Consider the following 24,703-nt stretch of genomic DNA (forward strand, 5'->3'; position numbering starts at 1 on the left):
CGGCGCAGGCCGGCATCCATAGACCATCACGCGGGGCATGATTACTGAGCTGCATCCCGGCCTTCGTCGGGATGACGCAGGTGGCCGGGACAGTCTGCTTAAGAGGTGTAAGGACCGGATCAGGCGATGATGCCGCGGGCCTGCAGGTTGGACAGGATCATCTCGACTTCTTCCTCGAGGGTCATCTTGTCAGTATGCAGATGCAGTTCCGGTGCCGCCGGAGCTTCGTACGGGTCATCAATACCGGTGAAACCACGGATTTCGCCGGCACGGGCCTTCTTGTACAGACCTTTCGGGTCGCGGGCCTCGGCCTCTTCCAGTGCGCAGTCGACGAACACCTCGAGGTAAGGCAGGTCAGCCTCGACATGCATGCGACGCACCATCTCACGGTCTTCACGGTACGGGCTGATAAAGCTGCTCAGCACCACCACGCCGGTATCGGCAAACAGCTTTGAGATTTCGCCCACACGGCGGATATTTTCCTGCCGATCTTCAGCAGAAAAGCCCAGGTTCGCATTGATGCCGAGGCGGATATTGTCGCCATCGAGACGGTAGCTCAGCACGCCACGGGCCATCAGCGCCTTCTCGACCGCCACTGCAACGGTGCTTTTGCCGGAGCCCGACAAGCCGGTGAACCATAGAGTCACGCCCTTGTGACCCAGCATCTTGGCACGGTTCTCACGAGTGACCTCGCCGTCGTGCCAGTGAACATTGGTTGCTTTGCGCTCTAAAGTGGTCGTGGACACCGGATACCCTCTAATTCGTTGGTTGTTCGTTTTACAAATGAGCGGCGGATTTTACCACCAAATACGACAGTTTGCCCCTGGGGCACGAGAGCCGACAAACAGGCACAAAAAAGCCCGGACAGTGCCGGGCTTCTCTGTGGTCCCGAGGGACCGGTATATGGGGTGGCCGACGGGGATCGAACCCGCGACCTCAGGAGCCACAATCCTGTGCTCTACCAACTGAGCTACGGCCACCATTAATCGTGACAACTGTAACGCCTTGTGGCTGCGTTACATTACATCGGACCTGCCAGATCTCCACCCGGCAGGGTCGAAGCAGACGATTGCAAAGCACTGCTTTGCGTCTGTTTCGACGCCCATCAGCTGTGCTGATGGGCCGGGATAGTCCTGCGACTTCTAGCTGGCAGCGGACTCTATCGATTCTGCCAAACTATAGCCACCTTCAAAAGGATGGCGCACCCGGCAGGACTCGAACCTGCGACCATCCGCTTAGAAGGCGGATGCTCTATCCAGCTGAGCTACGGGCGCAAGGAAACCCGATCGAATCTGGTCGGGGCAGAGGGATTCGAACCCCCGACATCCTGCTCCCAAAGCAGGCGCGCTACCAGACTGCGCTATGCCCCGTTCTCTTCAGGGATTGCCTGCGAAAAGCTGCTTAGCGCTGTTTTCCGAAGCTCGCCTCCCTGACGAGGCGCGCATAATACTCAGGGTCCCCGGGGGAGTCAACGGCGCTAAGCTATTCTTTTTGCAGAGATTTCATTGTAGCGGTCAACCGGTGACCAGATAGGGAAATTATTCGCGGCCTGTGACAAAATAGCGCCCCTCGCAACCCCTGCCGGGATCGCAAGCGGGCTGCTGCCCGAGACGGTGGCAAGCGACGTTCCGCGTTTCCCCCGGCAACCGCCCAAGATCGTTATTTACTGTTTGAGATATCCGTATGTCTGCACTGGTTCTCGATGGCAAGGCCCTGGCCCAAAAGACCGAGGAAGAACTCTCCGCTCGCGTGGTCAAGTTAAAGGAAAAAAGCGGCGGCCAGACCCCGATCCTGGCCACCATTCTCGTTGGCGATGACCCCGCCTCCGCTACCTACGTAAAAATGAAAGGCAACGCCTGCCGCCGGATCGGCATGGATTCGCTGCAGGTGGAACTGCCCTCTTCCACCACCACGGAAGAGCTGCTGAACAAGATCGAAGAGCTGAATGAAAACCCGAACGTGCACGGCATTCTGCTGCAGCACCCGGTTCCCGAGCAGATCGATGAGCGCGCCTGTTTCGACGCCATTCGTCTGGATAAAGATGTAGACGGTGTCACCTGCCTCGGCTTCGGCCGTATGGCCATGGGAGAAGAGGCATACGGCTGTGCGACCCCCAAGGGCATCATGCGACTGCTGGAAGCTTATGAGATCGAGCTGGAAGGCAAGCACGCCGTCGTTGTCGGGCGCAGCCCGATTCTTGGCAAGCCCATGGCTGCCATGCTGCTGAACGCCAATGCCACCGTCACCATCTGCCACAGCCGCACCAGGGATCTCGCAGACCACATCCGTCGCGCGGATATCGTGGTCGGCGCCGTCGGCCGGCCGGAGTTTATCAAGGCTGAATGGATCAAGGATGGCGCGGTGGTTGTCGACGCCGGTTACCATCCCGGCGGTGTCGGCGATATCGAACTGGCCCCTCTGGTGGATCGCGTGGCTGCCTACACCCCGGTACCGGGCGGCGTGGGCCCCATGACTATCAACACCCTTATTTACCAGTCCGTCGATTCCGGCGAGCGCAAGATGGGCTGAACGGCTTGAGCAGTAAGCAGAGCAAAGCGATGCGGCTGGATAAAGCCGTCAGTCAGGTCACCGATCTGTCACGGGCCGAGGTCAAGCGCGCAGCCAAAGCCGGGCTCATCACGGTCAACGGCGAAGTGGTGAGCGACCCGGCGACAAAAGTGCACGAGACAGATGAACTCTGCCTGGACGGCGAGCCCCTGCAAGAGGCGGGCCCTCGCTATTTCATGCTGCACAAGCCGCTGGGTTACGTGAGCGCCACCAAGGACAGCGAGCACCCCACGGTGCTCGACCTGATTGACGAGCCCAACAAGCACAAGCTGCGGATCGCCGGCCGGCTGGATATCGACACCACCGGCCTGGTGCTGCTCACCGACGACGGACAGTGGTCCCACAAGATCACCTCACCCCGTCACCATTGTGAGAAAACCTATTACGCCCTTCTGGCAGAGCGGATCGACGAAGGTGCAGTGGAGAAGTTTGCCAAGGGCATCTGGCTCGAGGGTGAAAAGAAACGCACCAAACCGGCCAAGCTGGAAATCCTCTTTGCCAATGAGGTGCAGCTGACGATTGGAGAGGGTCGCTATCACCAGGTAAAACGGATGTTCGCCGCCCTCGGTAACCGCGTTCTGGAACTACACCGCGAACGCATCGGGGATATAGTCCTCGATGAAGACCTGCCCGAGGGGGATTACCGCCCACTCTCACCCGAGGAAATCGAGTCCGTCACCTGAGCCCGGATCAAACACCTACAGTCGGATAGCCGGAAGTCACCATGTCCACCCTGCTCCAACAGCTGCTTATGGAGAACCCGTCGGAGACCCTGTGGATCGCCGATGAAAACAGCAAGTCTCTGCTGTTTTCCGGGTTCTCCTATAGCGGTGACCTGCTCACCAATCGCTGGGATATCGCGCGGCTCGCGGAAGGAAAGGTGCGGCACAGTTTCTTCAATGATTTTCGCCTGGACGAAACCGAGCGGCACTATCGACGCATTGTTTACCCGGTCTCAAAGGAAAAAGCAGTCGTCCATCACGTGATCAACGAATGCCACCGCGCGCTCGGGTTGGGCGGCGAGCTAGCCCTTTTGGGCGGCAAGCAAAGTGGTATCAAAACCTACGCTGCGAAGACCGCCAGCTGCTTCGGCTCTTCAAAACAACTAGAAAAACACGGCAGCGAATACCTGAGCCTCAACATTCTCCACAGTCCCCTTTCCGCAGAGAACCGACTCGACGAAGACAATTATCCTGAACTGCGCGCTCTGGAGAAAATCGATGGGCTATGCAGTAAGCCGGGACTATTTGGCTGGAACAAGGTAGACACCGGCAGCGCGTTACTGGCTGGCACTTTTGACGAGCACAAGCCCACGGATGGTGCCAGCGTGGTGGACCTGGGCTGCGGATACGGCTACCTGAGCACGGAGCTGGCCAAGTGTGGGGATTTTCACTTTACCGCCACGGACAACAACGCCGCGGCCTTGATTGCCTGCCGGGAAAACTTCAAGAGGCGTGACCTTCGCGGTACCGTCGTCCCCTCCGATGCCGGTGCTGAGCTGGGTGACGGCATCGCCGACCTGGTGATCTGCAACCCTCCCTTCCACCAGGGGTTTCAGATGGAGGGCGACCTCACCTCGCGCTTCCTCAGTAACGCCGCGCGCTTGCTTCGCCGCAGTGGCCGCGCCCTGTTTGTGGTCAACGAATTCATACCTCTCGGCAAAAAGTCGCTCCACTATTTCAGCAGCGCAAAACTGCTGCTCAGGGACAAGGGCTTTTGCGTTTACCGACTGGACGGCCCGCTGGATGGCACCGCCAAGTAGAGCCGAACTCAATAATCCCGCAGGTTAAACAGATTCATCGAGAGAGTGTGCTCCTCGAGTTCCTCCAACTGCAGCAGGCGCTCGAAGGCCTCCCGGGCGGACGGTGTATCGGCATCCAGCAGTAAATCCCGATAGTGGTCGGCCAGGTAAACCTCGATATCCATGGCAAGCTTGGCAATTTCATCCAGGTCCTGCAGGTCCACATTACGCAAACGTTGAAGAAATTCCGGCTCACGACCTTCGGGGGCAAACTGAACCCAGGTTCTCAGTGCGCCCGGGTGCACATCGTGGAGAAGGTTATCGAGGGTATGGGCCATCGCCTCTTCGCGGCGGTGTAGCTGATCCAACAGCAGCTCGATACGCTTGTCTGACACCAGCTGCTCGTACTCCCCATACTGCTTTGCAAGCTGCGCATGGAACGCCTTGTCTTCTTGAATCACCTCGCCGACTGTTTTGTAGCGCATGCACCTACCCCGAAAAGAAATACCTCCCGTTCAGTATAGGCACGGCGACTGATAAGCCGCCAATTAACCCTTAGCAACGCAAAACCCGAAGTTGACTGCTGAGTCGACAGCTCGCGTAGGACGGATTGATCTGAGGCGGCGCCGATGCTGTCAGCTGCCGCCGCACCAGGGGCCCGGCACTGGCCGCCAGCACGCAATTCTCGTAGCCAGGCAGCTCCGCAGACCAACTGCTGTCCAGCTTCTCGCGGACGGCGGGCGAACGCCAGGCGCTGGCCTGCAGTTCACGGCGGCTACCGAAGTTCGCAATCACCAGCCCGGGATCAGCACCTTCCCCGCCGCTGCCCCTGGCCAATTGCAACAGCTGCCGGCACCAGCGCTTATCCGCATCAACGGCCCGCACGGGAACGCCGCCACTGTGCCCGAACAGGTCATCGATCACGAGGTCAAAGCCGGGGCTGGAGGGATCAGCGAGGTAGTCGGCAACAAAGGACCGGGCATCGGCACAGACCAGCTCGGCATCGCGGACACCGAAATACCGGCGGGCGACCGTGAGATGGGTAGGATCCAGGTCCACGCCGATGACGCGCTCGGGATTCAAAAAACGCTGCAACAACCGGATCAGCGCACCGCCACCGACTCCCAGCAGGAGGACGGAGCGGATACGCTCCTTGGGCAGGAAAAAAGCCGGCAGGAAAAGCAGCTCCCAGAGGGAGCCTTTCAGAGGATCGCGTTCATTCCACTGGGAATGAAAGACACCGTTGCTGTACAGGCGGATGCTGGCTCCATGGCAGCGCACCTGGTAGTGGTTGCCCCCGGACCGCTTTTCCCACACCAGCGCCATCAGGCACCGGACAGGTCGCTGCTATGCAGCAGCACCTCAGCGAAGCGTTTCAGCCCCGCCAGATCCTGCTCGGAGAAACGGCCCACTGACGGACTGTCGATATCCAGTACACCCAGGCACCGATCACCATCGTAAAGGGGAATCACCACCTCGGACGCGGAGACGGCATCACAGGCGATGTGGCCCGGGAATTCGTGCACATCCTCTACCAGCTGGGCCTCGCCTGTGGCCACCGCTGTCCCGCAGACACCGGCACCCACCGGGATACGGGTACAGGCTGGCTTGCCCTGGAACGGACCAACCCGCAGCTCATCGCCATGGAGGAAGTAGAAGCCGGCCCAGTTGACATCGGGCAACTCCATAAAAAGCAGCGCACTGGCATTGGCAGTGTTGGCCAGCCAGTCGCGCTCGCCTGAGAGCAGGCCTTCTAGTTGGGCGTTTAGAGAGGCATAAAAGTCGGTGGAGGACATTGCAGGGCACCCCTGAAACCGGTATCAGTGGGATACCGGATTGAAATTCTGAATTCTCCGCGGCTCTCTAGTCGACTTAGTCGGCGTTCAGCGCTCAGCGCCCGGCTCGCTTGCCAGGATGCCGCGGAAGCGATCAACTCAACAGAATGGGGGCACCGACCAGGGAATCAAGGGCTGAATCCGCCGGCGGGAGAACCCTCGGAGAGATCCTTAGGGGGAGAAACTTGGGCCAACCGTTGCCAAAAGGCATTACTGGTAGGGGTCGACAGCCTCTGTGTCATCGCCGGCATTACCGCTCAGGTCTGCGCGACGATACTCCTCGGCATCAACCGTGGGCCGATTCCACTCGGAGTCCTCGGCATCGGCGTCCTCACGGCGAATGGCCGGTGGCGCGCTGGTGACGTCAGATGCGATCAGCGCCCTTTCCTCCCGGCTGGGGGCCTGACGCTCCCGGGCGGTGTTGGTGACCTGCGCCTGCTGGGTTCGACGCGAGCCAGCGGCCATTTCCCTCAGCCCGGGGCGTCGCCGCTCCGCCAGCTTGTTCGCCTCCAATTCACCGCGAAGTTTGTTGACCTCGGCCTGCAGGTCGCCCAGCTGCGCCTGCAGCTCGGTGATCTGGGTCAGCACACCCTTCACCTTGCGGCTTTCCTGCTCGTACAGCATGGCAGCACCACCGAAGGCGATCACAAAAATCACGAGAATTGAGAAAACACGCATGGGCTCTCCAAGGTTATCTTCACCGCCGGTATTCAGCGGGGAACACTAAGTCTGCTTGTCGCTGGCAGTAATAACCGAATATTTTCGCATAGTCCATGATCAACCGCACACTTGGCTAGCCCATGCCAGCTAAGCACGCCTAAGCCGGCTCCCCTTCTACCAGCTCCATAAAGTCCAGGGAAGCCTGCTGACGAATGGTGCGGCGATGATTGGCCCACAGCTCTTCGATCCGTTCCCGGTTGCAGACCTTGCGATCGACATAAACCCGGGTGTTCAGCTGGCCGACCGGCGTGGGGCTCGGGCACTTGCTGAATACAAACTGGTTGGAGATCAGGTCCATAAACGGGCCGGACTTGCTGCTGGGCATGATGAACAGCAACTGCAGCCCCAGTGTTTCGGTCAGGTAGCGGATCACTTCCTTGGAGCGGGTCTCATCCATTTTCGAGAAGGCCTCATCCACCAGCACCATCTGCAGGTGGCTGCTGCCCTCGTTGAAACGGAAAGCGGAGGTCACCGCCGCGGAGCGGATGATATAGGCCGGCGTCTCCAGCTGACCGCCGGAACCGGTACCGTACTGGCTGAGGGCAATGGGCTCCTTACCCTCCGGCTCCTTGTAGATCTCGTAGTTGCGGTAGTTACGGTAGTCACTGATACGATCCAGTTCCCTGCGCGCCACCTGCTCGTCTTCACTCAACAGCATACCCAGCAACCGATCGCGCACCTTCTGGTGGCGCGGATCCAGGTCCGCGTCAAACAGGCTCTGCTCCTCGCCGAGGTTCGGCAACTCGATCACCGCACGGAAGAAATCCCAGTACTCCTTGAATTCCGGCACCCAGCGATAGGCAAAACGAAAGCGCTCCCGGTCCGCGCCAAAGCGATGGTGCTCCAGCTCCTTGTTGAGATCATCCAGCACCTGCTTGCCATCATTGATGGACTGGTAGATCGCATGGCACAGATGGGTCACAAAAGTGGTATTGAAGGATTTCTTCAGACCCAGCAGCTGCTCGTGGCGATCCACCAGCAGGTTGTTCTTCAGGCGATTGCGCAGTGCCTCTACCTGGTCGTAGAGGCCACAGACAAGTCTGAACAGCCGCTCATCGTGTCCGGCGGTCAGGTCCGGCTCAAATGCCAGCGTGTCACCGGCGGAGGTGTCGGCGTTGTACTCCATCACGCCACGATCCAGCTGGCGGCAGTATTTCTCGAGTCGACCCTGCCACTCCTCCAGCTCTTCACCGAAATCGAAATTGTCACCAGCCCGTTCGGCCTGCTCGTCGGCCTGCTGGAGAATCTGCTCCGCGTCGTAGTCAGGCGTTATCTGCGCGATGCGCTTTACCGCCGCCTCACAGTCCGACAGCGCTTCGTCGAGGGTATCCAGCTCAGCAGAGAGCGCCTTGAGCTGTTTGCCGGTGTTCTCCAGGTCCCGCTCCAGCTTGCCCGCATCGTGAAGCAGGCTGGACTGCTGTTTCTGCTGCGCCTGCGATTGCTCCCGGAGCTCCGCAACCTGGGCTTCCAGGTGCTGGCTGTCTGTCAGGTCCAGGTTTTCCAGCGCCTGCTCGGCGCTGCGCCATTCTCGCTGGGCCGCCAGCGCCGCATCCACTACCGGGCTCAGCGCGAGCTGCTGTAAATCTCGCATGGCGCCAGCCACGCTGCGGAACAACCGGTACTGCTCGTTGACTTGCCCTGCTTCCGCCAGCAGCTGCTCCAACGCGCGCTGCTGCGCTGCCAGCGCCCGCGCCCGGGCGCCCTGGCCGAAGACCAGCTCACCGTCATCGATATCGCATCGCCACATACTGTAGCTACCGCTGGCAACGCCCTCCGCAGTCAATCCCCGGCGGGTGCGACGCAGCTCTTCTTCGTCGGCCACCTGCAGTACAGAGCCGTAGGATGCGCGCAGGTAATACTCGGCGGTCTTGTGGTTGAACGACATCAACTCAACGATCGAGCCCTGCGGCGGCGTGGCACGCTCCGCATCCCGGCGGGCCTTGTCCCCCTGAATCACCCGGGCGCGGCTGCTGCGCCCGGACAGGTTGCGCACGATCCGGATCGCCGCGGCCTCATGTTCCGGCTGGACGATGATGGCGAAGCGTGCACCGCCCAGGTAACCCTCGACGGCCATCTGCCAGCGCTCATCCAGCACCTCCACATAATCGCAGAGCACACGCGGCTCCGCTGCGGGGCACTGTTCCCGAATCGCCGCCACCGCCTGCTCTACCGATTGCGGGTAACGCACCCGGTTGGCCTGCAGGTGGTGAATACGATTTTCCTGAGCGTGCAATTGCTTCTGCACCTGCTGTGCCTTCAATTCCCAGCGGGAAACCTGCTGGGCAAGCTGCTCGCGCAGGGAGAGGTTGTCGCTATCGCCGGCCCCTCGCTCGCCAGAGATCTGGCGCAGCAACTGGCTGTGAAGACGCTCACTTTCTACAGCCCGCTCACGCAGCGGATCCAGCGCAGACAGGTCGATCCAGTCCTTACCCAGTAACTTGTGCAGGTCTGGCAGCTCATCCTCTTTTGCCACCTGGCGAATAGACTGAACCAGGGACTTGTCCCGCAACGCGGGAATTTCCAGTTCCGCAGCGGAGCCGCTCAAAAGCTCAAGCAGTTTTATCGCGGCATCGCGATTGCGCTGCCACTGATCCTGTGCGGAGGACAGCGGGCCACCCTGCGCCGACAGCTCCCGATGCGCGCGACTGATACGCTGCTCCAGCTCATCTTTACTGCGCAGGGCATCAATACCCAGTCTCTGGGCCTGCAGCTCTACCAGCTGGCGGCTCAGCTCCTCGCTGCGCTCGCCGGCCAGTCGTGTTTCACGCTCGTTGCCTTCCAGCTCAGCTCGCAAGCGCTGCTGGTTTTTCTTGCCCGCGAGATAGGTTTTCTGCACGCGCAACTGCCGGTGCCGCGCCTGCAGGTATTCCTGCACACGCAACTGCAGCCACTGTTCCCGGTACAGGGACGCGGACTGGGCGAGCTGCTCCAGGGAAGAGACACGATCGACAATCTGCCGCGCTTCCTGTTCCATGGAGTGAATGGTTTTCATCAACTCGGAGACCGAGCGGATGGCTTCGCCCAGGTCGCGCTTTTCCAGCACCTCCTGGGCGACAAAGTCGTTGATGCTCTTGACCGGTTTGTAGGCCATAAAATTGGCGAAGGTGCGCGCGGCATGCATGGCCTCCCGGTCCGGCACGGCATCCCGGCGGCCTCGCAGCGCACCGTAAAGGCGGCGCAAATAGGCCTTCTTTTTGTCGTACTGCTCGACCTTCTCAAACTGCTTGCCGAGCACCGAGTAAAACTTATCCAGGGGCAGCAGGTGACGCCCATCCTGGTACTCGCGGATAAAGTCGCTCATGGCGAGCTGCTCGCCGGGAAACAGGAAGAACTTCAGGTCGCTCTGGCGCGCCTGGGCCGGCTTGCTGCTGGTGTCCAGGTGGGCGCGAATTGCCATCACCGCCGTAAAGGGATCGCCGTCTTCACCGCTGGTCGGGTAAAAAACACCAGCGATGTAGCAGTCAGTGGGGTCCAGTCGCGCGTAGCTGCCATCGTCACAGCCCAGCACATATGAGGCCAGAGTCCGCACCTGCTTGCCGCCACGGCCGCGCTGGGTCGTTTCATCCTGGCCGGGATTGAAGGTGAACAGCGTGTCGTGGGCGGCCGTCATCAGGGTCTGGATGGCGTCCGCGGCCGTCGTCTTGCCGGAGCCATTTCCGCCGGAAAAGAGATTGATCGGGCCGAAATCGTACTCCAGCTGTGGAATGTTGCCCCAGTTAATCAGGATCAGCTTCTTAAGAAACACTTTCCGCCTCCCCTTCTGTAACCGTCAGCTCATGGTCGGATGCCTCTGCTGTGCCGTCATCTGCAAACAGGCTGTGGTCGCCGCTTCCCGGTGTAATTCTTTCAATAGCTTCAGCCCGCGCCTCTGCCTCAACGGGCTCTTCTCCATTAGAGGAGCGGTTCTCCTCCGCGGGCAACTCTTCCTCAAGCAGCTGCTGCAGCACGCTCTCACTGACAAAGTGTGAAATCGTGGGTCGCACCCGTAACCAGATCTCGGCGAGGGACTCGGTCTCTTCACCGGAGAATTGTACCAGCCGCAGCTGCCGCAGCCTCTTCAGTAGATTGCGCCGCTCTGCCAGCCGGTCCGGCAGGGACATTTTCAATAAGTTGCGCAGGCCCAGCTCTAGCGCCTCGAGAGACAGCGTCACGCAACCGGCGTCGTCCACCTGCCCTTCACGCAGGGCCTTATCGTACTCCACCCGCAGCACGAGGATCGCCGCCACTTCCGCCTGGGACAGACGAGCCCGGAAGCCGCCGTGGTGGGGTTCCTCCTGATCCGGCATCGCCGGCACCTCAGCGCCGGGGGGATACAGGCGGATAAACTGAAAGCGGCTGTCGTGCTGCAGCCGCAGGCCGAGTGGAGACAACCATTCGCGGATCAGCGCCTCGCAGCGCTGGAAACGATCGTAGAGTGTCGCCTCCACCTGGCTTTCATCCCGGCAGATCACGCCGTAATCCATCAGGCGCACCAGCAGTTCGGAGAATTCCCCGCGGGTCACCTGACACTGTGTCAGAGCTTCTTCCAAGGCCTGTTCAATCACTGTCTTTCAGCTCAAGGTAGTATTCGTCAAATTGGGCAAAGTAATCGTTGCTGGCCGTCTCGCCAGTAAACTCGACCGCGATCCGCGGCCCATCACCCTGGTTCACCGCCGCCGCTTCAAGGGCGTGGCTCATGGCGAGCAGGTCACGGGCATTGTCCAGCGGCAGGTCACGGCTGTTGATGCGACGGCCGCTGCCGAGCGCCGATTGCAAATAGTCGCGAAGGTCGCCGGAATTGAAATTGAAAGCCTGATCCAGCATCTGCTGCAGAAGAATCTCGCGGCGATTGTCTTCCGCCAACGGCTGCTCTTCCTCCACCCGGGTATTGACCGGCTGACGTCGCTGGCGCTGCCAGAGCTGGGTCTGCTTCGGGTCAAACAGGCGCAACTGGAAACTGCCCATCTGCTGGCCCAGGCGGGTCAACAGTGCATTCCGCTCGGCGCTCTCCCCCAACTGCTGACACAGGTCAGTGAAGGCACCCTGGGACTGACTGTGCAGGTAGCTGAGCTGGCGGATGATGATGTCGGCGCGCTTGGTGAACCCGTGCAGGGCGTGACGCAGCGCGGGCAGTTTTACCTCACAGGCGCGGCGCATCCGGTCTTCGATGGTATCGAGCATCCACCACAACAGTGAGCGGCCCTCTTCCACGAAGTCCGGCAGCAGCTGGCGCAGTCGGCGCTCCCACTCTGCTTTCTGGCTTTTTTCCTTGCGTCGAATGCGGGCGATCACGCGGCCAATCGCATCCCGGTGCTTCTCCACACTGTCGGCGGACAGCCGGATTGCCAGATCCGGCTGGAAGCGGCTCTCCATAAAGGAAAAAAATTCATCGGTGGCCTGCTGCACCAGCAACTGGGCCTCCACTTCCCGCACCAGTTCGCGCTTGCGCTCTTCCAGCTCCGCGATCATGTCGGTGAAGTCGGCAACGATGCGCTCGGAATATTCCCAGGCATCGATCAGGTCATGGATTTCCCCACGACCGGCAAAGGCTTCCAGCGCATTCAGCGTGTTACGGGTATTGCGGTGGCGGGTGCGGACACGGGTGCTGTTGACCTCCACAAGCGGCTGGGTAAACAGGCGGCCGCGCCGGCTGAAGGGATAGGTTGCCACCAGGGTGGCGCTGTCCACCTGCTTTTCGAGCCAGCCATACTCCGCCAGGCTGTTGAGCACCCACACGGCCTGCTCCCGCAGGTTACGGAAACGGTGCTCTTTAGCGCCTGCAGCCCCGGCAACCTTCTGGTGGACCGCACCTTCCGGGCCATCGTCGTTGTCGTCCAGCTGGGGCGCACGGGTGAGTGCCTCGCTGAAGATTTCGAGGATCTGTTCCCGCGTCAGGGACTCACCGTAGTCCGCCTTGGCGGTGTACAGGCGCTCATACAGCAGGCGCAGGCATTCGACTACCTGCTCGCGGTATTTACCGGTGAGGGGCCGGAAAAAATGCTGGTAATGATCGGCGAAAAACAACCGCTGATTACCGCTTACTGCTCGTCCGGCTTCTGGTTCAGGACACAGTACTTGGTGTAGTCACCGGCATCCTCCAGAGTCCACTTGCCCTTGGGGATTTCGTCCATTTTCTTGCACCAGGCATCGGAGCCGCGCTTGGGCTCACAGCCGGTCATGGCAATCAGGGCGGAAAACGCAGTGACGAGGATCAGTGTTTTTTTCATGGGGCTTACCCTTTTCTTTTGCAGGATCTTGTTGTTATCGGGAGTGTTCGTTCTTATTGACTGGCTGCTAGGGCCGTGGCGCTATTCCCTGCGCCACTTGGTGCCTTCACGGCTGTCCTCCAGCACAACGCCTTGCGCCTTCAGTTCCTCGCGGATCTCGTCGGCACGGGCGAAGTTTTTGTCTTTCTTGCTCTGCTGGCGCTCCGCAATCAGCGCTTCGATCTCGTCCTCGGAGATGGACTCCTCCCCTCCGCGGGCCTGCTTGAACCAGGCTTCCGGATCCTGCTGCAGGATGCCCAGCATTTCCCCCGCTGCCAGCAACAGGCCTTTCTGCTGCGGCTTGTCTGTTTCGTCGGTGCGATTCAGCTCCTTGGCCATCTGGTACAACTCGCTGATGGCGACCGGCGTATTGAGGTCGTCCTCCAGTGCTGCCAGGAAGGCGCCGCCACTCAGGTCTGAATCCGCCGCAGTCACATCCTCCACATCGCGCAGGAAGCCGTAAAGGGTGTCGAGACTGCGCCAGGCCTGATCCAGCAGGTCCGCACTGAAATTCAGTTCCGAGCGGTAGTGTGCGCTGAGCAGGGCAAAGCGCAGCACTTCCCCCGGATACTGCTGCAGCAGGTCATTGACCATGCGGAAGTTGCCCAGGGACTTGGACATCTTCTCGCCTTCGATATTCACATAGCCGTTGTGCATCCAGTAACGCACGAAGTCGGTACCATTGGCGCAACAGCTCTGGGCCCGCTCATTTTCGTGGTGCGGGAACGTCAGGTCCCGGCCGCCACCGTGGATATCGATGGTATCCCCAAGGTGCTTCTTGATCATGGCCGAGCACTCCAGGTGCCAGCCCGGACGACCGCGACCCCAGGGACTGTCCCACCCGGGCTCTTCATCCCTGGATGGCTTCCACAGCACGAAATCGCCAGCGTACTTTTTATAAGGTGCCACCTCTACCCGGGCCCCGGCCAGCATGTCATCCAGGGAGCGCTTGGACAGTTTGCCGTAATCCTCCATGGAGTCCACGGCGAACAGCACATGGCCTTCCGCTGCATAGGCATGGCCCTTTTCCAGCAGCTTTTCGATCATATCGATCATTTCCGGCAGGTGCTGGGTGGCGTAGGGAATGATGTCCGGCTCCAGATTGTTGAGCGCGGCCATGTCCTCGAAGTAGGCTTGGGAGAAACGCGCTGACAAGGTGTCGATCTCTTCACCCTGGTCGCGGGCGGCCTTCATGATCTTGTCGTCGATATCGGTGATATTGCGCGCATACATCACATCGCTGTAATTGCGCTTGAGCAGCCGGTAGAGCGTGTCGAACACCACTGCCGGGCGCGCGTTACCGATATGTACCCGGTTATAGACTGTCGGGCCGCAGACATACATGCGCACCCGGTCTTTCACCAGTGGCTCGAAGGTTTCTTTCTGTCCGGAGAAAGTGTTGTGAAGCTGTAGTGCCATAAAATCCGTTTGCGTTTGTATGCGTTTCTGACTGTGCTGCGCGCCGGGCCGTTCTAGATTCCGGCCTGCGCCGGAATGACGCGGGGCCGGAATACTCACTGTCGTCATCCCGGACTTGATCCGGGACCCAGTTACCCCAGGGGCTCCGATAACGCAGTGGCCCGTGGATTCCGGCCTGCGCCGGAATGACGGTAGGCTGCCGGTCATTGGCAACGCCTATCGTCATGCCGGCGCAGGCCGGTATCCAGTATCTATCTAATCTGTGCGGTTATTTGTTCTGTTCCTTGGCCCAAGAATCCCGCAGGCCAATGGTGCGGTTGAACACCGGCTTTTCCGCACTGCCGTATTTGTTGTCGCGGCAGAAGTAGCCGTTGCGCTCGAACTGATAACCCTGCTCCGGCTCGGCATTTGCGAGGCCGATTTCCGCCTTGCAGCCCGTGAGCACTTGCAGGTTTTCCGGGTTCACATGGTCGAGGAAGTTCTTGCCACCGGCGTCCGGGGCGGGATCGTCAAACAGGCGATCGTAGAGGCGCACCTCGCAATCCACGTTGTCTTCAGCAGATACCCAGTGAATGACGCCTTTCGGCTTCACGCCATCGGCAGGATCCTTACCCACGGTATCGAGGTCAACAGAGCACAATACCTCCACGATTTCGCCGGCATCGTTCTTGACCACTTCTTCCGCCTGGATCACATAAGCGTTGCGCAGGCGCACCTTCTTGCCCAGCACCAGGCGCTTGTACTTCTTGTTGGCCTCCTCGCGGAAGTCTTCTTTTTCGATGTACACGGTGCGGGAGAACGGCAGCTCCCGGGTCGGCAGGTCCTCACGCACCGGGTGCCCCGGGGCGGTCAGCATTTCCTTCTGCCCTTCCGGGTAGTTGGTCAGGGTCACCTTGAGTGGCTCCATCACGCACATGGCGCGGGGGGCATTCTTGTCCAGGTCATCACGGATGCAGTATTCCAGCATGCCCACATCCACCACGGAGTCGGAACGGGTGACACCGATCATCTCGCAGAAGTTGCGGATCGCCGCCGGGGTCACACCGCGCCGACGCAGGCCGGAAATGGTCGGCATGCGCGGGTCGTCCCAGCCGTCCACATGCTTCTCGTCCACCAGCTGCTTCAACTTGCGCTTGGAAACCACGGTGTAATTCAGGTTCAGGCGCGCAAACTCATACTGGCGCGGGCGGGCCGGCACCGGCAGGTTCTCGATAAACCAGTCGTACAGCGGCTTGTGGTCCTCAAACTCCAGGGTGCAGATGGAGTGGCTGATCCCCTCGATGGCATCAGACTGGCCATGGGCGAAGTCGTAGCTGGGGTAAACGCACCATTTGTCACCGGTCTGGTGGTGCGCCATCTTCTTGATGCGATAGATCACCGGGTCGCGCAGGTTGATGTTCGGCGCGGCCATGTCGATCTTGGCGCGCAGGCTGCACTCGCCCTCTTCCATCTCCCCGTTTTTCATCTGCTCGAACAGCGCCAGGTTTTCCTCGACACTGCGATCGCGGTAGGGGCTGTTCTTGCCCGGCTCGGTCAGGGTGCCGCGGTGTTCACGGGCCTGTTCCGGATTCAAGTGGCACACGTAGGCCTTGCCCTCGCGGATCAGGTGCAGCGCCCACTCGTGCAGCTGGTCGAAATAGTCAGAGGTGTACTTGGCCCCGTCGGCCCACTCGAATCCCAGCCAGGAGACATCCTGCTTGATGGACGCTACATACTCCTCTTCTTCCTTGGCCGGGTTGGTGTCGTCAAAGCGCAGGTTACAGCTACCGCCAAACTCCTCGGCAAGGCCAAAGTTCAGGCAGATAGACTTGGCGTGACCGATGTGCAGGTAGCCGTTGGGCTCCGGCGGGAAGCGGGTCACCACCTGGGACACCCGGCCCTCGGCCAGATCTTCGCGAATGATGTTCTGCAGAAAGTGAGCGGGTTTGCTCTCGGATGTCATAAGATTCTCTACATACAGCTGCGGCGGGGAATGGGCGTTGCGTTCTGCCATTCCGTGGGTCTGGTTAAGCGGTGGATTATAGCGCAGTTGCAGCGCATAACACCGGTTGACACAGCATCCATAGCATGGCGAATCTTCCATGGTTACTTTTTAGCCAGAACAACGATTGGCATCCCGATTCTTTTGATCCCCCGGGGCGACGAGGTATGATGCGCGCCGAGTTGAACCTTTAGGACGTTTTATGATCACCCTGCACACTACTCACGGCGATATCGCCATCGAACTCGATTTCGACAAGGCCCCCAAAACCGCAGCCAACTTCCTGCAGTACTGCCGCGACGACTTCTACACCGGGACTATCTTCCACCGGGTGATCGATAACTTCATGGTCCAGGGCGGCGGTATGACGCCGGATATGGAACAGAAAGCCACCCGCGAGCCGATCGAGAACGAAGCCGACAACGGCCTCAAGAACGACACCGGCACCCTGGCCATGGCCCGCACAATGGATCCCCACTCCGCCAGCTCCCAGTTCTTTATCAACGTAAAGGACAACGACTTCCTGAACTTCCGCAGCAAAGATGCCCAGGGCTGGGGTTACTGCGTGTTTGGAAAGGTTGCCGACGGCATGGACGTGGTCAACAAGATCAAGAGCGTCAAGACGGGCAGCAAAGGCTTCCACCAGGACGTACCGCTGGAGACCATCGAGATCACCGGCGTGACCATCTCCGACGCCTACGCGGACAAGTAAGGCCCGGTTTTGACGGCATATATCATCTCCGACCTGCACCTGGACGAGAGCCGCCCGGCCATCACGGCGGCTTTCTACGAATTCCTGCGCACCAGAGCCGCAGGAGCCGAGGCCCTGTACATTCTCGGCGACTTTTTCGAGGTGTGGGTCGGCGATGATGACGACTCTCCGCTTGCCCGCGAGGTAGCAGAAGAGTTGAGCCGCTACAGCGGCACCGGTGCCGAGCTCTACCTGATGCACGGCAACCGGGATTTTCTGCTGGGCGAGGATTTCGCCCAGCGCGCCGGCGCAGTGCTGCTGCCGGACCCGAGCCTGGTGACCCTCGGCGGCCGCAAAGTGCTGCTGATGCACGGCGACAGCCTCTGCACCCGCGACGCCGAATACATGGCCTTTCGCGAGCAGGCGCGCAACCCGCAGTGGCAGGCGGCACTGCTGGCCAAGCCTCTGGAAGAACGCCGCCAGATCGCCGCGCAGATTCGGGCAGTCTCCAAGTCCATGAACAGCCGCAAGGCGGAGGACATCATGGACGTGACCCCGGACGAAGTGGAGCAGGCCATGCGAACCCACGGTGTCCACACCCTGATCCACGGCCACACCCACCGCCCTGCCCGCCACACTCTGAACGTCGATGGTGAAGAGGCCGAGCGCATCGTACTGGGTGACTGGGGTGACAACGGCTGGTGCATCCGCGCCGACGACAAAAGCCTGGAACTGATCCACTGGCCCATCACTTCCTGATATTCTCGACCTGCAGGGAACCAGCCGACAGACGGGAGCAACGGGGGCATGGTCAGGAATTACAGAAAACGCGTCCTCATTCTGGGCGGCTACGGCAGCTTTGGTGCGCGCATCGCACAGATGCTCTCCAGCGAGCCGGAGATCCAGCTGATCATCGCCGGGCGCGACAAGTTCCGCGCCGACCTCTGCGCCTCGCGCCTGCCTAACCTCGCCGAGGGCCTGCGCCTGGAGCGGGACTCCATCAACCTGGCTGCGCAGCTCAAAGCCCTGCACCTCGATCTGCTGATTCATTGCGCTGGTCCCTTCCAGGACCAGGACTATCGCGTCGCCCTCGCCTGCATAGAAGCGCGCACCCCCTACATCGACATTGCCGACGGCCGCCGTTTTGTCTGCGACTTCCCGCGGCTGTCCGCAGCGGCAGAGGCCGCGGGTGTGCCGCTGGTAACGGGCGCCAGCAGCCTGCCGGGCCTGAGCTCCGCTGCGCTGGCAGAGCTCGCCGGGAACTTTGGCCGCATCGACAGCGCCTGTATCGAGGTGGCCCCGGGGCACCGTATCGAACGAGGACTGGCCATGGTGCGCTCGGGGTTTGAGTCTCTCGGCCAGGGCTTCCCGGTTCTGCGACATGGACAGTGGCGGGAAACCTTCGCCGGCAATCGCCTGCGCCGCGCACGACTCGCCCACCCCATTGGCGAGCGCTGGATCTGCGATTTCAATGTTCCGGACCTGGAACTCTGGCCACGGGCACACAAGAGCCTGACGGATATGCGCTTCGGCACTGGCGTACAGCCGCGCCCCTTACAGCTGGGGCTGGCGGCCTGCGCCCACCTTGCCCGCCTGCACCTGCCGGCAACTGGCTCCTGGTTCGCCAGCCTTGGCCACAAACTCGCCGCCCGCTGGCCGGGGGGCTCACCCCACGGAGGCATGCAGGTTCGCGTTCACGGCCAGGACAAGAGCGGCAACCTCCTGGCGCAACAGTGGCAGATACTGGGGTTGAGTGGCGACGGCCCCTGGATTCCCGCCGCGCCGGCAGCGGCGCTGGCGCGCAAGATCCTGCAGGGCAAGGGACCCGCCGCCGGCGCGGCGGTTTGCTGGCAGCTTGTCAGTGCGTATGAAATCCTGCGGGAACTGGCGCCCTACTCCGTGGTAACCGCCACGGAAACCCTCGAAGAGCAGACAGGCCCCGCGCGACCGGTGCCGGCCTGAGGCGCGCTCAGATCACCTTACACACTTCCCCGAAATCGAAGCGCGGTCCGCGCGGGTGGAGCAGATCCGGCTTTCCGTAACCGAGGTTGCAGAGGAAATTCGATTTGATGTGGCCGCTGGTACAGTGCTCCTGCTGGAATGCCGCGCGGTCACTGTCCTGGCCGAAGAATTCCTTGTCCACCATGTCGTTGTCGAACCCTGACATGGGACCACAGTCGAGCCCCACTGCGCGGGCGGCAATAATGAAATAGCCGCCCTGGAGCGAGCCGTTGCGAAATGCCGTCGCGGCCGCCAGTTCGGCGTCATCCTTGAACCAGTCCTTGGCCGGTGCATGGGGGAAAAGCCGGGGCAGAAAGTCATAGAATTTCATATCGTGGGCGATGATGGCCGTCACCGGTGCCGCCATGGTCTTGTCGACATTGCCCTCGTTCAGTGCCGGGCGCAGGCGCTCCTTCGCCTCTTTGCTGCGCAGAAAAAGGAGTCGGACCGGGCAGCAGTTGGCGCTGGTGGGCCCCATCCGCATCAGGTTATAGAGTTGCTCAAGCGTCTCGTCGCTGACCGGCTTCTGCTGCCAGTGACTGTGGGTGCGGGCCTCGGTAAATAACTGACTTGTGGCTGCCGCAGATATAACGTCACTCATCATGCTCTCCTTTTGCGAATATTGGGCCTTTTCCCTGCCGGGCAGCTCAGGCCCCCGGGGCGCGCCACAGCAGCAACACCAGCATCACCAGGTGACAGCCTATTACCAGGTAACTGACGCGACTGCGGGTGCGAAAGTAGTGCCGCAGGCGCCGGGCATTGGGATTGAGGCGCGCCTCCTCCCAACGCACGTAGGCAAAGCCAGCGGCCAGTAACAGCAGCCCCCACAAGCTCACCGTGGAAACCAACAGACCCAGCCAGGCCACCAGGGCCACGCCGTTACTCTGCAAGGTCAGCCCCAGCCGGCGCGGATGATCGGGGCGGTTCAGGGCACCAGCCCACCAGATGCCGCCGAGGAAACTCAAGATACAGGCGCTGTAGCCGGCAAACAGCAAACGGCCATCGATGCCCAGCACGACTGTGCCCTGCCACACCATCCAGATACCGACCACAAATGGCAGCACACCGGCGTAGGCCAGGCCATCAAAAAGAGGCGTGGGCTCGGTGGGCGAGGGAGTGTCGAGGGAATCCTTCATGTGCGCTAAGCTGGCAGGCGGAACGGAAGAATAATCTTAGCGCAACCAGCAGCGGGAAAGAGCGTGGAAACGGAACACAAAATAGACGTCAAGCAGGCCCTGCGGGTATTCGACAAGGCCACCAGGGAGGGAGAGAAACGGGATGACGGCTGGCACTACCGGGGCCTGACCTGCAGTACCGACTTCGACGGTTACACCGTATTCATCAGCGACGGTAAAGTCGTGCTCACCGTGTTCTTCCACAACAAATACACGGTGGATTACGGCAACCCGCTGGAGCTACAGCAGTTCGTCGACTTGCTGGCGAAAGTCGACCGCGCTGGCGACTGAAGGTCCGCCAGGACTTATGCCGTGACTTGCGGCGCGCCGCTGTGAAAGCGGAATTCGCCATCCGGGCTCTGCACCAGAGACCGTTCGAGCTCCAGTAAAGCCTGCACCCGATCAGAAATATCCTCACCCGCTACCTTTTTGGCCAGAGCCAGGTAATCACGGAAATGCCGCGCCTCCGACTTGAGCAGGGAGAAATAGAACTTCTGCAATTCCTCATCGAGGTGCGGCGCGATGCGCGCAAAGCGCTCGCAGGAGCGTGCTTCGATAATCGCCCCGCAAATCAGGGTATCCACCAGCCGCGCCGGCTCCCCGTTGCGCACCTGCTCCCGCAATCCCGCTGCGTAGCGGGAGGCGCTGATGTGTGGGTACTTGATGCCCCGCTTCTCCATGATCGCCAGCACCTGCTCGAAGTGCCGCAGCTCCTCCCGCGCCAGCCGTGACATCTTGTTCAGCAGCTCGAAGTCATCCAGATAGCGAAACATCAGGTTCAGGGCCGTGCCAGCCGCTTTCTTTTCACAATTGGCGTGATCCACCAGCATCAGTGCCGGCTCCGCGAGCGCCGCCTGCACCCAGGCATCGGGAGTCGGGCACAGCAGAAAGTCGTGGATGGCGGAAAGATCGGGTACGGCTTGGGTCATAACTGGCTCTTCGCGCCGTCGCGCGGTAACACATCAGGATGAACGGGCGGCGGATTATAACCGCGCTGCCCACTCAAGCCGAGTGCCGCCAGGAGCCAGGCTGCGGTGAAGCACCCGCCGGGACCAGTCCAACCTTCTCCGCCAGTTCATCTCGGTAATGCAGCCAGCCGTGGAGCACCTGCCCCATCCAGTGCAGCACCTGGGGCCGGGCCTCCTCAGGGACCAAGTCCAGCATCAGGTGCCAGGCTGCCTTGCGCTGCGCCCGATCGCGCCCGTGATGGGTACGGGCCAGGGCCAGACTCTTCAGCGGCAAGCCGTAGAACCGAACCAGCGGATGGTCCACGGGGCGAACCCGCGGGGCGTCGCTCACTCCCGGCTCCAGCCCGGCCCGGGCATAGGCGTTACCCTCAAGGAACACCATGGTCACTGCCGCCCCCACTTCCCAGCCGTGACGACCAGAGGCTTCCAGCAGCAATTCATGGAATCTGGCAGCCTCAGGCGACAGGCTGACATGACGAAAGCGATCGGTGGAAAGCCCCAGCCCGGCAACAAGGCTCAGGAAAAGCTCCGCATTACCATCCGAACCCGTGAGACCACCGGTCTCCTGCTCGTAGAGCTCTTCGGCGATGATTTTTCGCGCCTTGGGCGACTGGCATTGGACGAAGGCGAGGCCGAGCAGCAGGGACAGGTCCCGCACATGGCTCCCGTATTCCTGCTCGAGCAGGATATGCAGGCGACCCCGGGGGATCTGGCCAGCGGCAAAAGCTGCCTCGGACCAATGGACTTTGCGCTCCATCACCCGCAGCAGAGCCTCTTTGAATTCAGAGCGATTCATGCCCCCATGTTAGGCCCGCTCCCGCCGCCCCGGTATCCCCGCTTCTGGTTAACCAAATGGGTCGATGCCCCGAAAGGGATGCATTGGATGGAAAACCACAATATGATAACGACTTATTAAATTGGTATTCACTTGGCAGACCAGGCAAGCCGAATTCAAGCAAAGGAACCAGACAAGTCATGGCGGACGAACCAATGGCAACCGGCGAGCAGCCACCACAAAGTGCTGCACGGAGGCTTCCTCAATTACTGGACGAACTGCATCGAGCTGCCAGCGCCCTGGAGGAGCAACTCCAACCCCTTGAGCAGCGTCCACGCCCCTATGAGCACTATCTGCTGCAGCCATCGTTTGCCCGGCACGCCGCCGAAGAACTGGAGGGGAGTTTTGAGCGGCCCTTTGCCCTGGCCGGCGCCCTCTTCGCGCGCCTCAGCTACGGCGAAGACGCAGGCAGTGATGCACGGACCACGCTGCAGATCCCGGGCCTGCTCTGCGTGCCCGCAGAAACAATCGCCCTCGCCTCGCGCCTGAACGAGGTCAAGCTGGCATTCGCCAGTACCGTCAAGGATTTCCGCGAGGCAGGCAAGCCTCGGCCCGACTACGACCGCGACCGGCAACTGCGGGACTTGTTTGCGCAAGCCGGCTACCCGCGCCTGCATCTGCGCCAGTGCTACCGGCAGATTCTGCTCTGCCCCGAGCGCCCGGATGCCCTGGCACTGAGCTGGATCAAGGCGCGCAAATCGATCCGCAAAGTCACACCAGACTGGTGTGAACGCAAGCTGGTCCAGATCGATCCGCAGGGCGCGGACCCGGGTATCCAGTACCAGCGCCAACTGCTGGCGGGGTTACACCCCAGCCAGCACGAAGACCTGCGTCAGGTACAGGTCCAGAGTCGGCCGAACCTGCAGGTGGCAGAGATATTCCGGGGGGAGGACGGCGAGCGCTACCATCAGGTAGGTTATGCAGCGATGCCCGTTTTGGTGGTCAGTGATGAGAGCAGAGAACTCCCGGACTACTCCCGGGTGGGCGATGAGCCACCGGAAGGGCGGCGGCGCCAGCGGCGCGACCTGTCACTGGACCGGGAGCCTTTCCTGCCGGCACTCAGGGTGCACCTGCGGCATCGGGCATGAGTGACAAATTTATGGGCCCGGCTCTGCAAGCAGAAGTTACTAGCCCGCTCACCCCGCTCAGCCGATTCGCTCGCCCAGGGCGCGAATGACATCGTCAACACTCTTGCGACAGCGTTGCTTCAGATCCGCATAATGCTCATCCAGCACAGCCATGTCCGGCTTTGCGAGTAACGCCCGTAGCTCCCTTTCCGTATCCAGCCGCTTCTGCAAAACCTCCCGGGTCTGGTCGGCAGAAAAAAGCCCCTCCAGCCGCTCCAGAAGCTCCTCGCCGGCTTCCCGATCCCGGTCCGGCGCCGATGGCAGCTCGCCACTCTCTCTAACTGCTTGCTCCACCGCATTGATCAACTGCTCGCGTTCGGCGGCAACCTGCCGGCAAAACTCGCTCGCCTGCTCATCCTGCAGAAACTTCGCCGCGTCCAGGTAATGGTCACTGCTGCGCTGCAGTGCCACGTGCAGATCGTTCAATGCCACCTGCGTGTCGTTGCGGATAATGCTCATTGCTGTTGGCTCTCCTGATCCTGCAAAACCGCTGCACCGGGGGCCACGATGACCTCGAGTGCAGCGGGTATCACTTTGAACATAGCCGGCGTTTCCGTGACCGGCTCACCATCGGCATGGATCGCCATACCCGCCGGCCAGGTGCGAATATTGATCTCGCGCCCTGAGGTATTGAAGACGCGCCTCGCCAACCGGTGCTCACCCCGGCGCAGCAGCGGTGCCAGGGATAGCAGCTCCCACAGACGTTGCGGCCGCAGGCTGTAGAGGGAAAGCTTGCCGTCGTTGATACGCGCATGGCGATCCACCACGTTGCCGCCGCCATAAAAGCGACCGTTACCCACCGCCAGCTGGATGGAGCGGAACCGATGGCAGTGCCCGTCCACCTCGGCCTCAACCCGGAACTGCTCTGCACGGGTAAGCGCAGCCGTCACCGCTTTCAAGTAGGCAAACACTCCCAGGCGCGCCTTCGCTTCGGATTCCAGCTCTTCGGTGACCTTGGTGCCCAGCCCCAGGTTGGCGGCGTTGAAAAAATACAGTCCATTGACCTCCGCCAGGTCAATGCGCTGGCGTTGGTCGCGCTTGATGAGTTCGAACGCATGGGAAAGGCCGCCTTCGATCCCGAGGGAACGGGCCAGGTCATTGGCAGTACCGAGGGGCAGAATGGCAAAGGGAAGCTCGCACTCGAGCAGCGTGCCGGCGACAGAACTGATGGTGCCGTCCCCTCCGGCGACAATCACCAGATCAAGGTCATGGCACCGATCATGAATCGCCTCGCGGGAGGCCTCGACGCCTTCAGACTCCACTACCTCGATCGCCATGCCCGCGGCGCGCAGGGACGCCAACCCCTGCTCAAGATCCGCCCCGGCACCCTCGCGGCTGGCGGGATTGATCAGCAACAGTGTGCTGCGACCGGTGCCATCAGATTGGTTGCTCACAGT

General features: G+C 61.0%; 25 protein-coding genes and 3 tRNA genes. 8 read left to right on the forward strand and 20 right to left on the reverse strand.

The features are described 5' to 3' along the window. Positions 1-119 precede the first annotated feature (119 nt). The 4 genes from cysC to AWR36_RS04685 form a co-directional block, all read right to left on the reverse strand. Positions 120-746 carry an adenylyl-sulfate kinase gene (gene cysC / locus AWR36_RS04670; protein WP_067081602.1) on the reverse strand — a complete coding sequence of 209 codons (627 nt, stop codon included), beginning with the start codon at positions 744-746 and terminating at the stop codon, positions 120-122. A gap of 158 nt (positions 747-904) precedes the next feature. After that, positions 905-980 (reverse strand) — tRNA-His (locus AWR36_RS04675). 217 nt (positions 981-1,197) lie between these two features. Continuing rightward, positions 1,198-1,274, reverse strand: a tRNA-Arg gene (locus AWR36_RS04680). Positions 1,275-1,293: 19 nt separating this feature from the next. Next, positions 1,294-1,370 (reverse strand) — tRNA-Pro (locus AWR36_RS04685). A gap of 313 nt (positions 1,371-1,683) precedes the next feature. Between AWR36_RS04685 and folD the strand changes: the two genes are divergently transcribed. The 3 genes from folD to AWR36_RS04700 are packed head-to-tail and all read left to right on the forward strand — an operon-like array spanning position 1,684 to position 4,330. Continuing rightward, positions 1,684-2,529: a bifunctional methylenetetrahydrofolate dehydrogenase/methenyltetrahydrofolate cyclohydrolase FolD gene (gene folD, locus AWR36_RS04690; protein WP_067081604.1), complete on the forward strand. Its 846-nt coding sequence runs from the start codon at positions 1,684-1,686 to the stop codon at positions 2,527-2,529. A 29-nt stretch (positions 2,530-2,558) separates the two neighbouring features. Next, positions 2,559-3,251, forward strand: a complete 693-nt coding sequence (gene rsuA, locus AWR36_RS04695) for a 16S rRNA pseudouridine(516) synthase RsuA (RefSeq protein ID WP_067081607.1) — start codon at positions 2,559-2,561, stop codon at positions 3,249-3,251. 41 nt (positions 3,252-3,292) lie between these two features. Next, entirely contained in the window at positions 3,293-4,330 is a 1,038-nt protein-coding gene (locus AWR36_RS04700; RefSeq protein ID WP_067081610.1) for a class I SAM-dependent methyltransferase, read from the forward strand. A gap of 8 nt (positions 4,331-4,338) precedes the next feature. Here the strand turns inward: AWR36_RS04700 and AWR36_RS04705 are convergent, their stop codons facing one another. The 10 genes from AWR36_RS04705 to AWR36_RS04750 form a co-directional block, all read right to left on the reverse strand. Continuing rightward, the gene (locus AWR36_RS04705; protein WP_067081612.1) at positions 4,339-4,794 is read right to left on the reverse strand and encodes a hypothetical protein; all 456 of its coding nucleotides are present in this window, start codon (positions 4,792-4,794) and stop codon (positions 4,339-4,341) included. Positions 4,795-4,864: 70 nt separating this feature from the next. Next, a complete protein-coding gene (locus AWR36_RS04710) occupies positions 4,865-5,635 on the reverse strand; it encodes a methyltransferase domain-containing protein (protein WP_067081615.1) in 771 nt (256 codons plus the stop codon). Then, complete coding sequence (locus tag AWR36_RS04715; protein ID WP_067081618.1) at positions 5,635-6,105, reverse strand: GAF domain-containing protein; 471 nt, start codon at positions 6,103-6,105, stop codon at positions 5,635-5,637. The genes AWR36_RS04710 and AWR36_RS04715 overlap by 1 nt, the downstream gene beginning before the upstream one ends. Positions 6,106-6,354: 249 nt before the next feature. After that, positions 6,355-6,822: a tol-pal system YbgF family protein gene (locus AWR36_RS04720; protein ID WP_067081621.1), complete on the reverse strand. Its 468-nt coding sequence runs from the start codon at positions 6,820-6,822 to the stop codon at positions 6,355-6,357. 139 nt (positions 6,823-6,961) lie between these two features. Next, entirely contained in the window at positions 6,962-10,609 is a 3,648-nt protein-coding gene (locus AWR36_RS04725) for an ATP-binding protein (protein WP_067081624.1), read from the reverse strand. Beyond that, positions 10,599-11,393, reverse strand: a complete 795-nt coding sequence (locus tag AWR36_RS04730) for a DUF4194 domain-containing protein (protein ID WP_231745241.1) — start codon at positions 11,391-11,393, stop codon at positions 10,599-10,601. Before AWR36_RS04730 ends, AWR36_RS04725 begins: the two co-directional genes overlap by 11 nt. A 7-nt stretch (positions 11,394-11,400) precedes the next feature. Beyond that, complete coding sequence (locus tag AWR36_RS04735) at positions 11,401-12,867, reverse strand: Wadjet anti-phage system protein JetA family protein (RefSeq protein WP_067081627.1); 1,467 nt, start codon at positions 12,865-12,867, stop codon at positions 11,401-11,403. 14 nt (positions 12,868-12,881) lie between these two features. Further along, positions 12,882-13,070: a DUF3012 domain-containing protein gene (locus AWR36_RS04740; protein WP_067081630.1), complete on the reverse strand. Its 189-nt coding sequence runs from the start codon at positions 13,068-13,070 to the stop codon at positions 12,882-12,884. An 81-nt stretch (positions 13,071-13,151) separates the two neighbouring features. Further along, positions 13,152-14,528: a cysteine--tRNA ligase gene (gene cysS / locus AWR36_RS04745; protein WP_067081633.1), complete on the reverse strand. Its 1,377-nt coding sequence runs from the start codon at positions 14,526-14,528 to the stop codon at positions 13,152-13,154. Positions 14,529-14,796: 268 nt separating this feature from the next. Further along, positions 14,797-16,470: a glutamine--tRNA ligase/YqeY domain fusion protein gene (locus AWR36_RS04750; RefSeq protein WP_067081636.1), complete on the reverse strand. Its 1,674-nt coding sequence runs from the start codon at positions 16,468-16,470 to the stop codon at positions 14,797-14,799. Between the two features lie 241 nt (positions 16,471-16,711). Here AWR36_RS04750 and AWR36_RS04755 point away from each other — a divergent pair, with 241 nt between their 5' ends. From AWR36_RS04755 to AWR36_RS04765, 3 genes are read left to right on the forward strand one after another with little or no spacing between them, the layout of a single operon-like run. Then, positions 16,712-17,221 (forward strand): peptidylprolyl isomerase, encoded by a 510-nt coding sequence (locus AWR36_RS04755; protein ID WP_067081639.1) that lies wholly within the window; start codon positions 16,712-16,714, stop codon positions 17,219-17,221. Positions 17,222-17,230: 9 nt separating this feature from the next. After that, positions 17,231-17,959, forward strand: a complete 729-nt coding sequence (locus tag AWR36_RS04760) for a UDP-2,3-diacylglucosamine diphosphatase (RefSeq protein ID WP_067081642.1) — start codon at positions 17,231-17,233, stop codon at positions 17,957-17,959. Positions 17,960-18,007: 48 nt separating this feature from the next. Next, positions 18,008-19,162 carry a saccharopine dehydrogenase NADP-binding domain-containing protein gene (locus AWR36_RS04765; protein WP_067081645.1) on the forward strand — a complete coding sequence of 385 codons (1,155 nt, stop codon included), beginning with the start codon at positions 18,008-18,010 and terminating at the stop codon, positions 19,160-19,162. Positions 19,163-19,169: 7 nt separating this feature from the next. Here AWR36_RS04765 and AWR36_RS04770 read toward each other — a convergent pair whose 3' ends face one another. Both AWR36_RS04770 and AWR36_RS04775 read right to left on the reverse strand, forming a co-directional pair. After that, positions 19,170-19,802 carry a malonic semialdehyde reductase gene (locus AWR36_RS04770; protein WP_067081648.1) on the reverse strand — a complete coding sequence of 211 codons (633 nt, stop codon included), beginning with the start codon at positions 19,800-19,802 and terminating at the stop codon, positions 19,170-19,172. Positions 19,803-19,848: 46 nt separating this feature from the next. After that, the gene (locus AWR36_RS04775; protein WP_067081651.1) at positions 19,849-20,337 is read right to left on the reverse strand and encodes a DUF3429 domain-containing protein; all 489 of its coding nucleotides are present in this window, start codon (positions 20,335-20,337) and stop codon (positions 19,849-19,851) included. A 63-nt stretch (positions 20,338-20,400) separates the two neighbouring features. Here AWR36_RS04775 and AWR36_RS04780 point away from each other — a divergent pair, with 63 nt between their 5' ends. Continuing rightward, positions 20,401-20,667 (forward strand): DUF3081 family protein, encoded by a 267-nt coding sequence (locus AWR36_RS04780; protein ID WP_067081655.1) that lies wholly within the window; start codon positions 20,401-20,403, stop codon positions 20,665-20,667. 14 nt (positions 20,668-20,681) lie between these two features. Here the strand turns inward: AWR36_RS04780 and miaE are convergent, their stop codons facing one another. Both miaE and AWR36_RS04790 read right to left on the reverse strand, forming a co-directional pair. Beyond that, positions 20,682-21,305 carry a tRNA-(ms[2]io[6]A)-hydroxylase gene (miaE, locus tag AWR36_RS04785; RefSeq protein WP_067081658.1) on the reverse strand — a complete coding sequence of 208 codons (624 nt, stop codon included), beginning with the start codon at positions 21,303-21,305 and terminating at the stop codon, positions 20,682-20,684. Between the two features lie 73 nt (positions 21,306-21,378). Continuing rightward, a complete protein-coding gene (locus tag AWR36_RS04790) occupies positions 21,379-22,140 on the reverse strand; it encodes a hypothetical protein (protein WP_067081661.1) in 762 nt (253 codons plus the stop codon). Positions 22,141-22,319: 179 nt separating this feature from the next. Here AWR36_RS04790 and AWR36_RS04795 point away from each other — a divergent pair, with 179 nt between their 5' ends. After that, the gene (locus tag AWR36_RS04795) at positions 22,320-23,267 is read left to right on the forward strand and encodes a hypothetical protein (RefSeq protein ID WP_231745242.1); all 948 of its coding nucleotides are present in this window, start codon (positions 22,320-22,322) and stop codon (positions 23,265-23,267) included. 57 nt (positions 23,268-23,324) lie between these two features. Here AWR36_RS04795 and AWR36_RS04800 read toward each other — a convergent pair whose 3' ends face one another. After that, positions 23,325-23,765 (reverse strand): hypothetical protein, encoded by a 441-nt coding sequence (locus AWR36_RS04800; RefSeq protein WP_067081665.1) that lies wholly within the window; start codon positions 23,763-23,765, stop codon positions 23,325-23,327. After that, positions 23,762-24,700, reverse strand: a complete 939-nt coding sequence (locus AWR36_RS04805) for a lipid kinase (RefSeq protein ID WP_067081667.1) — start codon at positions 24,698-24,700, stop codon at positions 23,762-23,764. Before AWR36_RS04805 ends, AWR36_RS04800 begins: the two co-directional genes overlap by 4 nt. Positions 24,701-24,703 lie beyond the last annotated feature (3 nt).

The sequence above is a fragment of the Microbulbifer flavimaris genome, from assembly GCF_001641755.2.
Lineage (GTDB): Bacteria > Pseudomonadota > Gammaproteobacteria > Pseudomonadales > Cellvibrionaceae > Microbulbifer > Microbulbifer flavimaris.

Bases quoted from the DNA above. Each gene is read 5' to 3' on its own strand.
- folD (WP_067081604.1), top strand. From the start codon at position 1,684: ATGTCTGCACTGGTTCTCGATGGCAAGGCCCTGGCCCAAAAGACCGAG.
- rsuA (WP_067081607.1), top strand. From the start codon at position 2,559: ATGCGGCTGGATAAAGCCGTCAGTCAGGTCACCGATCTGTCACGGGCC.
- AWR36_RS04700 (WP_067081610.1), top strand. From the start codon at position 3,293: ATGTCCACCCTGCTCCAACAGCTGCTTATGGAGAACCCGTCGGAGACC.
- AWR36_RS04705 (WP_067081612.1), bottom strand. From the start codon at position 4,794: ATGCGCTACAAAACAGTCGGCGAGGTGATTCAAGAAGACAAGGCGTTC.
- AWR36_RS04710 (WP_067081615.1), bottom strand. From the start codon at position 5,635: ATGGCGCTGGTGTGGGAAAAGCGGTCCGGGGGCAACCACTACCAGGTG.
- AWR36_RS04715 (WP_067081618.1), bottom strand. From the start codon at position 6,105: ATGTCCTCCACCGACTTTTATGCCTCTCTAAACGCCCAACTAGAAGGC.
- AWR36_RS04720 (WP_067081621.1), bottom strand. From the start codon at position 6,822: ATGCGTGTTTTCTCAATTCTCGTGATTTTTGTGATCGCCTTCGGTGGT.
- AWR36_RS04740 (WP_067081630.1), bottom strand. From the start codon at position 13,070: ATGAAAAAAACACTGATCCTCGTCACTGCGTTTTCCGCCCTGATTGCC.
- cysS (WP_067081633.1), bottom strand. From the start codon at position 14,528: ATGGCACTACAGCTTCACAACACTTTCTCCGGACAGAAAGAAACCTTC.
- AWR36_RS04750 (WP_067081636.1), bottom strand. From the start codon at position 16,470: ATGACATCCGAGAGCAAACCCGCTCACTTTCTGCAGAACATCATTCGC.
- AWR36_RS04755 (WP_067081639.1), top strand. From the start codon at position 16,712: ATGATCACCCTGCACACTACTCACGGCGATATCGCCATCGAACTCGAT.
- AWR36_RS04765 (WP_067081645.1), top strand. From the start codon at position 18,008: ATGGTCAGGAATTACAGAAAACGCGTCCTCATTCTGGGCGGCTACGGC.
- AWR36_RS04770 (WP_067081648.1), bottom strand. From the start codon at position 19,802: ATGAGTGACGTTATATCTGCGGCAGCCACAAGTCAGTTATTTACCGAG.
- AWR36_RS04775 (WP_067081651.1), bottom strand. From the start codon at position 20,337: ATGAAGGATTCCCTCGACACTCCCTCGCCCACCGAGCCCACGCCTCTT.
- miaE (WP_067081658.1), bottom strand. From the start codon at position 21,305: ATGACCCAAGCCGTACCCGATCTTTCCGCCATCCACGACTTTCTGCTG.
- AWR36_RS04790 (WP_067081661.1), bottom strand. From the start codon at position 22,140: ATGAATCGCTCTGAATTCAAAGAGGCTCTGCTGCGGGTGATGGAGCGC.
- AWR36_RS04795 (WP_231745242.1), top strand. From the start codon at position 22,320: ATGGCGGACGAACCAATGGCAACCGGCGAGCAGCCACCACAAAGTGCT.
- AWR36_RS04800 (WP_067081665.1), bottom strand. From the start codon at position 23,765: ATGAGCATTATCCGCAACGACACGCAGGTGGCATTGAACGATCTGCAC.